Source organism: Ruegeria sp. AB11, from assembly GCF_056536325.1.
In genome coordinates, this window is the sequence record NZ_JBQFJO010000001.1 from 2573374 (window position 1) to 2585594 (window position 12221).

The following is a 12221-nucleotide window of genomic DNA, read 5'->3' on the forward strand; positions in this document are numbered from 1 at the left end:
TCCGAATCTCCCCCATAAATTGCAAGTTGGTATTGTTCCGTGAGTGGTGGCTTTGGCCAGGGAACGTTTTGATTGGATCTTTGTAATACCAAAGCTCTCTGATCGCTCTGACATATAGGCGTCTATTCGTCCGCGTCGCTTTGTCGGAATTTTTGAGGGGCCCTTCCATCCCCATCATGCAGGGCCCCTCAATCTCCTCATTTCCTTGTTGTTGTTTACTGCGCATTGAAAAGTTGCCTAGCACAAAAAAACCCGGCTGCATCGCAACCGGGTCTTTTATGGATTGCAGCCCCTCAGTGAGGCTGCATTTTGTCTTTAGCCTTGAGCTGCCTTCGCAACTTCGGCTGCGAAGTCTTCTTTTTCGACAACGATGCCTTCGCCTACTTCCATGCGGACAAATCCGGTGATGGTTGCACCCGCTTCTTTAGCCGCAGCTTCGACGGTCAGGTCAGGATTCACAACGAAGTCCTGGTTCAGCAGAGTCGACTCGGCAACGAATTTTTTCATACGACCGACGATCATCTTTTCGATCACCTGCTCCGGCTTGCCGGATTCGCGGGCGATGTCCATCTGGACCTGCTTCTCTTTCTCGACAACTTCCGGGTCCATGTCCGCCTCAGACAAGGCCGCCGGGTTCACTGCTGCAATGTGCATTGCAACCTGCTTGCCGAAGGCTTCATCGCCGCCAGACAGAGCAACAAGAACGCCGATTTTGCCCATGCCGCTGGTTGCAGCATTGTGGACATAGGACACGACAGTGTCACCGCTCAGCTTGGACATGCGGCGTACCGACATGTTCTCACCGATGGTGGCGATCTTGTCGGTTAGAGTGTCTGCAACAGATTTGCCGCCCAGATCGGCAGCCAGCAGAGCTTCGACATCGTCGACGCCTTCGGCTGCATAGGTGATCTTGCCGACCATTTCCTGGAACTCTCCGTTTTTCGCAACGAAGTCGGTTTCCGAGTTCACTTCGACTGCAACACCGTTGCCGCCGTTGACGTGAACGGCCACCAGACCTTCGGCGGCGGTACGGCCCGATTTCTTGGCTGCTTTGGCCAGGCCTTTGGTGCGCAGCCAGTCAACGGCTTCGTCCATGTTGCCGCCGGTTTCGGTCAGCGCTTTTTTTGCGTCCATCATGCCTGCGCCGGTCGAGTCGCGCAGTTCTTTTACCATTGCTGCTGTGATTGCCATCTTTTGGCTCTCCTCAATTCAAACGGAATTGGGGCAGGTCTACCCTGCCCCATATGTCATTTACGTGACGGGCAGCTTACGCTTCGGCTTTGGCTTCCGGCGCGGCTTCTTCTGCGGGTGCTTCTTCGGCAACGGCTTCTTCAACCGGAGCTTCTTCGAATGCACCCAGATCAACACCTGCAGCACCCATCTGTGCGGTCATGCCGTCCAGAGCGGCGCGTGCGGCCAGGTCGCAGTACAGAGCAATGGCGCGCGCTGCGTCGTCGTTGCCGGGGATGATGTAGTCAACACCGTCGGGCGAGCAGTTGGTGTCGACAACAGCCACAACCGGGATACCCAGTTTGTTGGCTTCGGCGATCGCCAGTGCTTCTTTCTTGACGTCGATGACGAACAGCAGATCAGGAACGCCGCCCATCTCGCGGATACCGCCCAGCGATGCCTGCAGTTTGCCCTGGTCACGTTCCATGCCCAGACGCTCTTTCTTGGTCAGGCCTTCGGCACCCGCTTCCATCGCTTCGTCGATCTGGTTCAGACGGTTGATCGACTGGGAAACAGTTTTCCAGTTGGTCAGTGTGCCGCCCAGCCAGCGGTGGTTCATGTAGTACTGAGCCGACTTTTCAGCGGCTTCCGCGATCGGGCCAGCGGCCTGACGCTTGGTGCCTACGAACAGAACGCGGCCACCTTTTGCGACGGTGTCACGAACTGCCTGCAGAGCTTGATCCAGCATCGGAACAGTCTGGGTCAGGTCCATGATGTGGATACCATTGCGCGAGCCGTAGATGAACGGGCCCATGCGGGGATTCCAACGCTGTGTCTGGTGACCAAAGTGAACGCCAGCTTCCAACAGCTGACGCATGGAGAACTCGGGAAGAGCCATGCTATTTTCCTTTTCCGGTTTACGCCTCGGCGGGGGTGAAAGAAGCGGATGCTCCAACCGGCGGGCCAGATAAGGATGTCTCCCTCAAATGACCCAAACCCCGCCTGCGGGTTTGAATGGCGCGCGTATATGACAGGATTTGAGACAGTGCAAGGGCCAAATGCCCTTATTTTTCGAGCCGCGCCAAGCTGTGAGCGTGCCGCACGGCCTGTTCGCAATGTGCTGCCAGAGCTTTACGGTTTTCAAAATCGCTGACCTTGGCGGGCTCATGATATATTAATTCCACCCAACCTTGTCGTCGCGCGCCCAACGTCTTGAGCAGATGCGGCCCGAAATCCATGTCACCCCACCAACCATAAAAACGCGCAGGCTGCCCTTTGGGCGCATGAAAAATGGCCGAGACGGGTTGGACATACATGAATTCGCGCAGCTCATCCGTAAAGAACGCAGCGAAAAGCGTTGTTTTGAATGGCAAAACTCGCAAACCATCTGTCGAAGTGCCCTCTGGGAAGAACAACAGCTTATGCCCGGCTTTAAGGCGCTCTTCGAATATGCGGGTCTGTTCGCGAGCTTTTTGGCGATTTCGCTCAATGAATACCGTACCGGTTGCTTGTGCCAACCATCCGATCCCCGGCCATTTCGCCACCTCGGCTTTCGAGACAAAGTACACGCGTTTGCGGGCATTCAGCGCAAAAATGTCCAGCCACGACGTGTGATTTGCGACCACGGCGCCACGTTCCCGCATCAACTCACCAGAGCTATGAAATCCTATCCCGAGGATCCTGAACGCGTTGCGGCAGACAAATTGACTGATGAAAGGTGTAACTGGTCGCTGAACGCCACATAATGGACGTTCGATCAAGCGTATCGACAGCAGAACGATCAGGCCCCCAAAAACTAGCACCGCCAGAGGGACGCCGCGCAAGAACACCAATATCCAGCCAAGAACACCAAGTTCGATCGGATCAGGTTCGTCTTCGCTCTGCCATGAGGGATCGCTCACCTCGTTACGCTCCACTGTAAATGCGTCGCTGACGCGCGTTCATGCGGGTGGTGTCGAGGATCAGGCACACATCGGTTGTATTGAATGCATGATCGATAAAGGCCCCCTCACCGACGAAACCACCCAGACGGAGGTAGGCCTTGATCAGGGATGGGACCTGAACCATGGCAGCACGACGATCCAGTGCTTTGACCGGGAGAAGGTCCATGGGTTGAAACACGCCCGGCTGTGCCCGGACCCGAAGATCCGGAGGGGCTAGATGGTTGTGATGCAGCATCGATAGCGGCTGTGCCAGCTTCTGGACATCGGTGCCATGAAAGCTTGCGACGCCGAACAGAACTTCGATTTTGCGCGCAGTGACGTAGGCCGCCAGCCCATTCCACAGGTGATACATCGCGGTGCCACCGCGGTAATCCGGATGCACGCACGAGCGCCCAAGTTCCAACAAATTGCGACCGCTTTGCTTTAAAACGGTGAGGTCATATTCATCCTCGGAATAGAACTGCCCCAATTCGGCCGCTCGCTCACCGGGAAGCAATCGATAGACGCCGATAACCTCGCCCGTTGAATCATCAATGGCCAGCATATGATCGAAATGCGGGTCGAACCGGTCTTTCTCGAGCCCGGACTCATGGTCCACCATCTCACCACCGCCGCCGAGTTCACGCACAAAGACGTCGTAACGCAGACGCTGGGCTGCGCGTTGTTCAGCCTCGGTTTCAGCAAGTTTTACGGTGAATGAGGGGCCTTTATCCGGCATCAATGATTGGTCCGCTATTTGTGATTGCGCGCTGATAGCGCGATTGCATTGCGAAAGGCAACAAGCCCGCGTTTCGCCTGAGTTGTTAACCTTTCCTAAACCAGTTTCACGGATCAAAGACCGGTATCAGGGCTATGCGTGTCCCGTCGATTACCACTTTCCCCTGCTCGCGAAAGTTTACGGTGATCTTGCCCCCGATATTGGACTGCACCTGTCCAACGCCCCAATCGGGGAAATCGGGGTGGCGGACATACATGCCCGGTGCAAGAATGGCATTCAGATCTGTCATATTGGGGCTCCGGGTCCTGAGGCAGATGCAGCAGGAGGTACGCATGGGCGCTTCAGACGTCAACCTGGCCGAATTGATCGGCTCTCGGATCTGTCATGATCTGATCAGCCCAATTGGGGCAATCACCAACGGGCTTGAACTGTTGGAGATGGTTGGCGCAGTCCAGGGTCCCGAGATGGAGCTGATTTCCGGCAGCGTCGGAAGCGCGCGCGCGCGCATCCGGTTCTTTCGCGTGGCCTTTGGGGCAGCCAGTGATCAACCGCTGGGAAGAACTGAGGTAATTGAACTGCTGAAGGATCTTGAAAAGGCGAGCCGGGTTCGGATCACATGGAACCTGACCGAACCCGTGCCGCGCAATCAGGTTAAACTCGCCTTCCTCGCCGTGATGTGCTGCGAAAGCGCGATGCCGTTTGGTGGTGAGGTGGAGATCGAAACTCGGGGTGATGCGTGGACTGTGACAGGAACAGCCGACAAACTGAACCCCGACCCTGATTTGTGGAAAGGGGTTTCAACCGGCTGTTTTGCCAGCAAAGTCAGTCCCGCGCATGTTCAATTTGCACTGTTGCCCGAAACCGCCGCTGCGATGGGGCGTCGGGTTGCGGTAGAAACGACCACAACCCTGGTGAAACTGAAATTCTAAACCCTCGTCGTTCCGTTTCCACGCACAAGATATTTAAAGCTGGTCAACTGAGCTGCCCCGACAGGTCCGCGCGCATGCATCTTGCCCGTGGCGATGCCGATCTCGGCGCCCATTCCGAACTCGCCACCGTCGGCAAACTGGGTTGAGGCGTTGTGCATCAGAATAGCGCTATCGAGGCGTTCAAAGAAATGCGCTGCAGCAGCAGTGTTCTCGGTCATGATGCAATCTGTATGGCTGGAACCATACGTATTGATATGATCGATCGCAGCATCGATGTCAGCAACAGGCATGGCTGCGATGATGCTATCCAAAAACTCCTTGCCCCAATCCTCATCAGTTGCGGCAATAGTGCGATCATTGGCCAAGATGCCTTGTGCATGAACCTCGACACCCGCCGCTTGAAGCGCCGCAATGACGTCACGCCCAAGCGTTTCCGCCACGTCCTGATGCACCAACAAACACTCCGCAGCACCACAGATGCCAGTGCGCCGCGTCTTGGCATTCAATACCACATCCAGCGTCTTCTGAGGGTCTGCAGCCTTATCGACATAGATATGAACAATGCCTTCAAGATGGGCAAAGACCGGCACGCGCGCCTCGCGCTGCACAAGACCGACCAAACCTTTGCCGCCGCGCGGGACAATGACGTCAACGTAATCTGTCATCGTTAGCAGCTCTTGCACTGCGGCACGATCACGGGTCGGTATCAGTTGGATTGCATCTTCGGGCAGGTTGGCGGCCTTCAGTCCTTCGACCAAACAGGCATGAATAGCGGTTGACGAATGAAAACTCTCGGACCCGCCGCGCAAGATTACTGCATTGCCCGACTTCAGGCATAGCGCACCCGCATCCGCCGTCACATTGGGGCGGCTTTCATAGATCACTCCGATCACACCCAAAGGCGTGCGTACACGCTGAATGTTCAGACCCGAGGCCATGTCCCATTCGGCCAGAACCTCACCCACCGGATCGGCCTGTTCAGCCACGGTTCGCAAGCCGTCAACCATACCTTGAACGCGCGCCTCATCCAGCATCAGGCGGTCCATCATCGCGGGGCTTAGGCCCTTCTCGCGACCAAACTCCAAATCTTTCTTGTTGGCCTCAATGATATCATTGCGATTGTTCCATACGGCATCTGCAGCCGCGATCAACGCCGCGTGCTTTCGTTCGGCGCTGGCAAATGTCAGTTCGCGCGAAGCCAATTTCGCGCGTTTGCCGAGGTCTTCCATCAGGCTGGGAATACTGTCGAAGTCTTTCATCTCGTAAGCCTTTCAGGTGGTTCTCTCTATTCTATCAAAGCGCCAGATCATCGCGATGGATTAACACTGCGCGGCCCGGATAGCCTAGTGTGGTTTCGATTTCAGAGGACTTGCGCCCCTTGATCGCGTCGGCCTCTTGCGCGGTATAGCGGCTGAGGCCTTGCGCCAGTGGTCGCGCTGCTGGGTCTAGGATCGTAACTGGGTCACCGCGTCCAAATTCGCCGGTCACTTCAACAATTCCAACAGGAAGAAGGCTTTTACCGTTTGTCAGAGCTGTAACCGCACCATCATCGATCATGATCTCACCACGCGGTTTCATGGCCGATATCCAGCGTTTCCGGGCAGCATGCGGATCAAGTGTTGCTGTAAACCAAGTGCAATTTGCGCCGTTTTCCAGCGCTTTCAGCGGGTTCAATGTTGACCCTTCAGTTATTGCCATGGTGCAGCCGGCAGCCGTTGCCATCTTGGCGGCGAGAAGCTTGGTTTTCATTCCGCCTTTAGACAGCCCCGATCCCGCATCACCGGCCATGGCCTCGATCTCGGGCGTGATCTGGTCGATCACATCGTATCGGGTCGCGGTGGTGTCCTCGATCGGGTTGCCAGTATAGAACCCGTCAACGTCTGACAGCAATATCAATTGATCTGCGCCGACCGTCACGGCGATCTGTGCGGCCAACCGGTCATTGTCGCCATACCGAATTTCATCGGTCGCCACTGTGTCATTTTCGTTAACGATAGGCACAACACCTAACCCAAGTAATGTCTCAAGCGTCGCGCGAGAGTTCAGGTATCGCCGCCGATCTGCACTGTCCTCTAGCGTCACCAAAACCTGCGCGGTCTTGATGTCATGTGGCGTTAATACTTCTTCATACGCTCGGGCCAACCGAATTTGACCAACAGCAGCCGCAGCCTGTGACTGCTCTAACGGCAGGGTCTGCATTGGCAATCCGAGAACGCCACGCCCAAGCGCGATCGAGCCCGAAGATACCAGGATGACATCTGTCCCCTGCCCTTTTAGCCATGCCACATCCCGTGCGAGCGATTGCAACCACTCCAATCGCAACTGGCCGGTATTCCGATCCACCAGCAAGGCGGACCCAATCTTGACCACCATGCGGTTTGCGGCGGTCAGGGTTGCCAAGGCTCTGCCTCCTCGGTGGGTTTTTGCCGCAGGCGGTTTTCATCAATCTGTGTCCGCAAAGCGCGCAGCACTTCTGTTACACCCAGATGCGCAACGCCAGACATCGTCATAACCGGGCCACCCACGGATTGCTCGAGCTCTTCCTTGGCAAGCTCAAGTTCTTCCTCATCCAGAGCGTCAACCTTGTTCAGAACGGTGATACGCGGCTTGTTCGCAAGCTCGCCGCCATAGGCCTCAAGTTCGTGAATGATGGTGCGGTAATCTTCGGCGACGGTCTCGGACGTGCCATCGACCAGATGCAGCAGAACGGCGCAGCGTTCGACATGGCCGAGGAAGCGATCCCCAATCCCACGCCCTTCGTGCGCGCCTTCGATCAGGCCGGGGATGTCTGCGACGACGAATTCCACGTTATCTACGCCGACAACGCCCAGATTTGGGTGCAGCGTAGTAAAGGGATAGTCAGCGATTTTGGGCCGAGCGTTTGATGTTGCGGCCAGAAAGGTTGACTTGCCCGCATTGGGCATCCCAAGCAGACCCACATCCGCAATCAGCTTCAGCCGCAACCAAATCGTGCGATCAATCCCCGCCTGCCCCGGATTGGCACGGCGTGGAGCCTGATTGGTGGCTGATTTGAAATGCAGGTTACCGAACCCGCCGTTGCCACCTTTGGCTAACAGGACCCGCTGACCAACTTCCGTCAGGTCGCAGATCACGGTCTCTTCGTCTTCATCGAGAATCTCGGTTCCGACAGGCACACGTAGGATGATGTCATCACCATCCTTGCCAGTACGCTGCTGACCGCGCCCGGGTTGACCGTTTTTTGCGAAGAAGTGCTGCTGGTAACGGAAGTCGATCAGGGTGTTTAGTCCGTCTACGACTTCGGCCCATACCGAACCGCCCTTACCGCCGTCCCCGCCATCGGGTCCGCCGTATTCGATGTACTTTTCGCGTCGGAAGCTGACGCAGCCACCACCTCCGGCCCCGGACCGGATGTAGACCTTTGCAAGATCGAGAAATTTCATAGCTGTCCCCTACTGCAAAGGCCCCATCGGCCACAAGTCAGAGTTTCTTTGTATACGTCCAGGTGGGCACATTCGCATCGCGCGCCACCGAATAAGTTTCCGCATCGCCAAGATACTGGAACCCGCAATGAGTCAGCACCCGAGCTGAGGCCGGATTGTCCTGAAACACGCTGGCGAACATGGTCGCGTTTTCCAGCGGATTGGCTTTGACCAGCGTTTCAACAGCCAAAGATGCAATGCCTGTGTTCCAATAAACCGGCGCGACCCAATAGCCGATTTCGGATTGATTGCGATCCAGCTTTTCAAGCGTAATCAAGCCAATCAGCTCGGGCCCGCCATCTTTGGTCGCATCCATCGCCCAAACGTCCTCGTCCCGCTCGTCCGACATGGCGCGTGTTACGAACGCCTCGACAGCTCCGGGCGGCAGCGGATGGGCGATCCGCGTGGTCATGCGCGCGACACGTTCATCGCCGGCGTAGTGCTCAATTAGTCCCATATCCGACCGGCGCAGGGGGCGTAGGTCGAACCGCTCGGTTTCAATGACCGGCTGATTTATTATTGCCTCAAGTTTCATGAGTGCGTTCCTCCTCCGAACAACACAAAAAGTACGGACGCAACTGTCAAACTGGCTAACGTCCACATCAGATATTTTTCGGCAGGCCGACCTTCAACCGCATGGGCGATTCGATCTCCTGCAAATGTCCAAATCGGGTGCAACACGATCTGGCAGATCAACAAACAGAGAGCGATCGTGAGAGTCGCCTCAAAACTCGGTGTCCCTGCGGCCACAAATCCAGTGAAGCCCGCAATAATCATCGCCCAGGCCTTGGGATTAAGCGGGTGTACAATTAACCCCGCCAGAAATCCGGGCACTTGCTTATCCGTTTGACCGCGAGAAAGCCGCAGATTGGCGATTTTCCACGCAAGCCAGCAAATATAGGTAGCCGAAGCATATTTGAGCGCCTCAAACACCAGCGGCGCCTGATCGGCCACCTGCATCAGTCCGAAACCAACCGGCCAGATGATCAACTGCTTGCCCAGAATGACCCCGCCTACAAACGGCAGCGCCGACCGAAACCCATAACGCGCACCTGTTCCCAGCAGGACCATGTTGGCTGGTCCCGGTGTGCCAACCTGCGAGGCGGCAAAAATCAGGAAACTGGTGGTTGCGACTGTCATCGGCTCTGGTGATCACGACTGCGTTAAAACGAAAAAGGGACCGGCACTTTGTGCCGGTCCCCCATGAATTTTTCTTAAACCTTCTGGGTTTCGGCTTACTCTGCGGCCTCCGCCACTGGCAGGACCGAAATAAAGGTGCGGTTTTTAAGTCCCTTATGGAACTTCACGGCGCCATCAACAGTTGCAAAGATTGTGTGATCTTTGCCCATGCCTACGCCTTCGCCCGGCCAGAACTTTGTGCCGCGCTGACGTACGATGATGTTGCCTGCGATGGCTGCCTGGCCACCATACAGTTTCACGCCAAGGCGGCGACCTGCTGAGTCGCGACCGTTACGGGAGGAACCGCCAGCTTTTTTATGTGCCATTCTCTCTCTCCTTAGCCTTGAGCCAGCTCTTTGGCTTGCTCAACCCATTCGGGTTTCACTTTGATGGTGTCGATAGCAGCAATCTGCTCATCCGACAAGGCGGCCAGAGCGGCAAAGCTCTCGATACCGGCCTCAACCAGCTTTTTGGCAGCGGCAGGGCCGACACCGTTCAGCTTGGTCAGATCGTCAGCAGCAGCAGCGGCGGGTGCCTCTGCTTTGGCTTCAGCTTTCTTGGCAGGCTTTGCAGCAGGTGCCGCTTCGCCAGCCGGAGCAGATCCGGTTGCGGCTTTAATTCCCGACTTGTCAGCGCCCGACGACAGGATGTCGGTGATCTTGACCAGAGTCAGCTTCTGACGGTGGCCAACGGTACGCTTTGAGCTGTGCTTACGACGGCGCTTGACGAACTTGATGACCTTGTCACCTTTGATCTGTTCGATCACTTCGGCCTGTACGCCTGCGCCTTCAACGAAAGGTGCACCAACAACCGGAGCGTCACCGCCCAGCATCAGAACATCGTTGAATTGAACTTTTTCACCTGCGTCGGCAGCCAGCTTTTCAACGCGGAGGATATCACCCGCCTGAACCTTGTACTGCTTGCCGCCAGTCTTGAGGACCGCAAACATGCGTCTTTCCTTTGTCTAACCGCGTTCTGTGGTCCCCGGTTGGGTGTTTCTGGCTTTCGCCACCTCGAACAGCGCGCCCTTTTCGGGCAGAGTGGATGACCCTTAGCGCGTTGCTATCGGATCAAAGAATAACGATACCCGGCGCGGAAAACCGGCCGGGATGCGCGCTTATCCAAGCATTGCCTGCCAAAGTCAACCCAAAACCGGGATCAAAGATCTGAGGCGCTCATTGCCTGCGCAACGGCCTGGCCAAGCTGGTAGGAGATGCTGTTGAGCATCTCGTCAAAACTCTTGAACAAAGCAGCGTTTAGGGCGCGTCCGGCATCCGTGCGCGAAAAGGCAATGTTCTCGCGCAATTGCGTTTCACTCAAAGGCCGATAGGCTAAAAGAAGAAATGAGTACATCCATTCCGTCGTTTCTGCCTTGGTCTGCTCATGTTGGGACAGCAATTCATCCAACACGGATGCCTCATCCAATGACCCGTTCTGCCCCGAGGCGAGCCCACGGTAGAAACTGAAGTCTGCACTTATGGTTCCCCGGACATTCTGTTCGATTAAGTCGTTAACCTGCACGTACTCGTCCACCAGACGAAAAAACATGTCTTCACGATCACTCTCAAAATAGGCCGTTCGCGCCATCTGATCGATCGTATCATCCGCCAGAGCCTTCCGAGCTGAATTTTCAAGAGAAACAATGCTCTGCCCAAGATCGCTTTCGAAAAAGATCGAAGACTGTTCCAATTGTGCATTGGTCATTATGCGCCCAACCGATTGCGAAAGGCGTTCGTACATGGATGAAGGATCATACAATTCAGCAACCTGAGCCTGAAAATACGACCCTCCCGCTCCGCCCAGCATCGACTCGTCAATCGAGAGCCCTTGGGCCAAGCCCTCTTCGCTTAGAATTTCCAGGAAATCCGACAAATGCATGGCCTGCATCAACCGTTCAGCCTGCTGATTGGCTGCCAAGGGCACTGCCCATACGACCAACAAGATCGCGGCGGCGAGAACGCGCATCAGATATCCTGCGCTGGACGAAGCTCGGCCATGCGGGCCGCCAAGACCTCGAATCGCATTGCCATGATCTCGTATTGGATTGCGTTCAACAGCTCATACACCTCTTGCATCAAAGGCTGTTCCAGAGCCTCGACATAGGCGTCGACATCATCATCCGAGAATTCCTGGTAGGTGTAAGCCGCACCGGCCAATGCAGACAGTTGCAGCGATCGACGCATATCGCCTTCGTTGCGGCGCATCATTTCACGCAGCTCATCCCCATTGAGTTGCAAGTCGATAATGCCGGACGCACTGGCCGCCATCAAAAACCGAACCTGAATCTCCTGCAGTGCACGTAAGGAAGTGCCGCTTGCATCTACCGCGCGGTTCATTCGTTTCAGGCTTTCGACGCGGGAAGATCCATTTTTGATGAGCTCGGACACAATTTCCCGCCCCGCAAGCTGCTTGGCATCATCATCTTCATCCGAATGAGCCGCGTTTTCGGCAACGACGAGTCTTTGCCCCAGCGCGGATGCATAAAATGTCACAGCATGGTCCAACGCCTCGTCGCTGAGCGTCTGCTCGAGGATTGAAACAGCGGTATCGTACATGAGTTCTGTATCGAATACTTCTTCAGTCAGTCGCGTCCAATCTGAACCGAAACCGTCGGGGTCAATTCCCAGCATTTGCGGGGCCGAGGCAGACGCATGCGCGATACTTTCCAACGCAACGTCAAACCCTGTTGTGGTCAGAAATGCCTCAATCTGGTCTCGGCTGGCGGCATGCGACTGCGCCGTCATGGCACCTAGCGAAAGAAGCAGAAGTATAACACTGATGGTAAACTGGCGTAGATGGTAGGTCATACCCATCAGCCTAG

Annotated in this window: 15 protein-coding genes; 1 reads left to right on the top strand and 14 read right to left on the bottom strand. The window is 55.9% G+C overall.

The window, feature by feature from the left end:
- Positions 1-315 precede the first annotated feature (315 nt).
- The 5 genes from tsf to ACR3EJ_RS12955 all read right to left on the bottom strand — a co-directional run bounded on the left by tsf (position 316) and on the right by ACR3EJ_RS12955 (position 4120).
- A complete protein-coding gene (tsf, locus tag ACR3EJ_RS12935; RefSeq protein ID WP_170470213.1) occupies positions 316-1191 on the bottom strand; it encodes a translation elongation factor Ts in 876 nt (291 codons plus the stop codon).
- Between the two features lie 76 nt (positions 1192-1267).
- The gene (gene rpsB, locus ACR3EJ_RS12940; RefSeq protein ID WP_010440118.1) at positions 1268-2068 is read right to left on the bottom strand and encodes a 30S ribosomal protein S2; all 801 of its coding nucleotides are present in this window, start codon (positions 2066-2068) and stop codon (positions 1268-1270) included.
- Positions 2069-2234: 166 nt separating this feature from the next.
- Positions 2235-3071, bottom strand: a complete 837-nt coding sequence (gene olsA, locus ACR3EJ_RS12945) for a lyso-ornithine lipid O-acyltransferase (protein WP_170470207.1) — start codon at positions 3069-3071, stop codon at positions 2235-2237.
- A gap of 4 nt (positions 3072-3075) precedes the next feature.
- Positions 3076-3831 carry an L-ornithine N(alpha)-acyltransferase gene (olsB, locus tag ACR3EJ_RS12950; protein WP_170539696.1) on the bottom strand — a complete coding sequence of 252 codons (756 nt, stop codon included), beginning with the start codon at positions 3829-3831 and terminating at the stop codon, positions 3076-3078.
- Positions 3832-3937: 106 nt separating this feature from the next.
- Entirely contained in the window at positions 3938-4120 is a 183-nt protein-coding gene (locus ACR3EJ_RS12955) for a DUF3553 domain-containing protein (protein WP_170539692.1), read from the bottom strand.
- 43 nt (positions 4121-4163) lie between these two features.
- Here ACR3EJ_RS12955 and ACR3EJ_RS12960 point away from each other — a divergent pair, with 43 nt between their 5' ends.
- Positions 4164-4760 (top strand): histidine phosphotransferase family protein, encoded by a 597-nt coding sequence (locus ACR3EJ_RS12960; protein WP_170539689.1) that lies wholly within the window; start codon positions 4164-4166, stop codon positions 4758-4760.
- On the opposite strand, the gene ACR3EJ_RS12965 is transcribed toward ACR3EJ_RS12960, so the two are convergent.
- The 9 genes from ACR3EJ_RS12965 to ACR3EJ_RS13005 all read right to left on the bottom strand — a co-directional run bounded on the left by ACR3EJ_RS12965 (position 4757) and on the right by ACR3EJ_RS13005 (position 12207).
- Positions 4757-6019, bottom strand: coding sequence for a glutamate-5-semialdehyde dehydrogenase (locus ACR3EJ_RS12965; protein WP_170539686.1), 1263 nt, complete (start codon positions 6017-6019; stop codon positions 4757-4759). The genes ACR3EJ_RS12960 and ACR3EJ_RS12965 overlap by 4 nt on opposite strands.
- Positions 6020-6053: 34 nt before the next feature.
- Positions 6054-7160, bottom strand: coding sequence for a glutamate 5-kinase (gene proB / locus ACR3EJ_RS12970; RefSeq protein WP_170539684.1), 1107 nt, complete (start codon positions 7158-7160; stop codon positions 6054-6056).
- Entirely contained in the window at positions 7148-8182 is a 1035-nt protein-coding gene (obgE, locus tag ACR3EJ_RS12975; protein WP_170539681.1) for a GTPase ObgE, read from the bottom strand. The genes proB and obgE overlap by 13 nt, the downstream gene beginning before the upstream one ends.
- 37 nt (positions 8183-8219) lie before the next feature.
- Positions 8220-8756: a GNAT family N-acetyltransferase gene (locus ACR3EJ_RS12980; protein WP_170539678.1), complete on the bottom strand. Its 537-nt coding sequence runs from the start codon at positions 8754-8756 to the stop codon at positions 8220-8222.
- Entirely contained in the window at positions 8753-9361 is a 609-nt protein-coding gene (locus tag ACR3EJ_RS12985; protein ID WP_170539675.1) for a LysE family translocator, read from the bottom strand. Before ACR3EJ_RS12985 ends, ACR3EJ_RS12980 begins: the two co-directional genes overlap by 4 nt.
- 95 nt (positions 9362-9456) lie before the next feature.
- Positions 9457-9726 carry a 50S ribosomal protein L27 gene (gene rpmA / locus ACR3EJ_RS12990; RefSeq protein ID WP_010440093.1) on the bottom strand — a complete coding sequence of 90 codons (270 nt, stop codon included), beginning with the start codon at positions 9724-9726 and terminating at the stop codon, positions 9457-9459.
- Positions 9727-9737: 11 nt separating this feature from the next.
- Positions 9738-10349, bottom strand: a complete 612-nt coding sequence (locus tag ACR3EJ_RS12995) for a 50S ribosomal protein L21 (protein WP_170539672.1) — start codon at positions 10347-10349, stop codon at positions 9738-9740.
- A 209-nt stretch (positions 10350-10558) separates the two neighbouring features.
- Complete coding sequence (locus ACR3EJ_RS13000; RefSeq protein ID WP_170470180.1) at positions 10559-11365, bottom strand: DUF2059 domain-containing protein; 807 nt, start codon at positions 11363-11365, stop codon at positions 10559-10561.
- Positions 11365-12207: a DUF2059 domain-containing protein gene (locus tag ACR3EJ_RS13005; RefSeq protein WP_480422952.1), complete on the bottom strand. Its 843-nt coding sequence runs from the start codon at positions 12205-12207 to the stop codon at positions 11365-11367. The genes ACR3EJ_RS13000 and ACR3EJ_RS13005 overlap by 1 nt, the downstream gene beginning before the upstream one ends.
- Positions 12208-12221: the final 14 nt, after the last annotated feature.

Excerpts from the sequence above, each read along its gene's own strand:
- ACR3EJ_RS13000 (WP_170470180.1), bottom strand. The coding sequence starts at position 11,365 with ATGCGCGTTCTCGCCGCCGCGATCTTGTTGGTCGTATGGGCAGTGCCC.
- rpsB (WP_010440118.1), bottom strand. The coding sequence starts at position 2,068 with ATGGCTCTTCCCGAGTTCTCCATGCGTCAGCTGTTGGAAGCTGGCGTT.
- olsB (WP_170539696.1), bottom strand. The coding sequence starts at position 3,831 with ATGCCGGATAAAGGCCCCTCATTCACCGTAAAACTTGCTGAAACCGAG.
- obgE (WP_170539681.1), bottom strand. The coding sequence starts at position 8,182 with ATGAAATTTCTCGATCTTGCAAAGGTCTACATCCGGTCCGGGGCCGGA.
- tsf (WP_170470213.1), bottom strand. The coding sequence starts at position 1,191 with ATGGCAATCACAGCAGCAATGGTAAAAGAACTGCGCGACTCGACCGGC.
- rpmA (WP_010440093.1), bottom strand. The coding sequence starts at position 9,726 with ATGGCACATAAAAAAGCTGGCGGTTCCTCCCGTAACGGTCGCGACTCA.
- ACR3EJ_RS12995 (WP_170539672.1), bottom strand. The coding sequence starts at position 10,349 with ATGTTTGCGGTCCTCAAGACTGGCGGCAAGCAGTACAAGGTTCAGGCG.
- ACR3EJ_RS12955 (WP_170539692.1), bottom strand. The coding sequence starts at position 4,120 with ATGACAGATCTGAATGCCATTCTTGCACCGGGCATGTATGTCCGCCAC.
- ACR3EJ_RS13005 (WP_480422952.1), bottom strand. The coding sequence starts at position 12,207 with ATGACCTACCATCTACGCCAGTTTACCATCAGTGTTATACTTCTGCTT.
- ACR3EJ_RS12960 (WP_170539689.1), top strand. The coding sequence starts at position 4,164 with ATGGGCGCTTCAGACGTCAACCTGGCCGAATTGATCGGCTCTCGGATC.
- ACR3EJ_RS12980 (WP_170539678.1), bottom strand. The coding sequence starts at position 8,756 with ATGAAACTTGAGGCAATAATAAATCAGCCGGTCATTGAAACCGAGCGG.
- ACR3EJ_RS12985 (WP_170539675.1), bottom strand. The coding sequence starts at position 9,361 with ATGACAGTCGCAACCACCAGTTTCCTGATTTTTGCCGCCTCGCAGGTT.
- ACR3EJ_RS12965 (WP_170539686.1), bottom strand. The coding sequence starts at position 6,019 with ATGAAAGACTTCGACAGTATTCCCAGCCTGATGGAAGACCTCGGCAAA.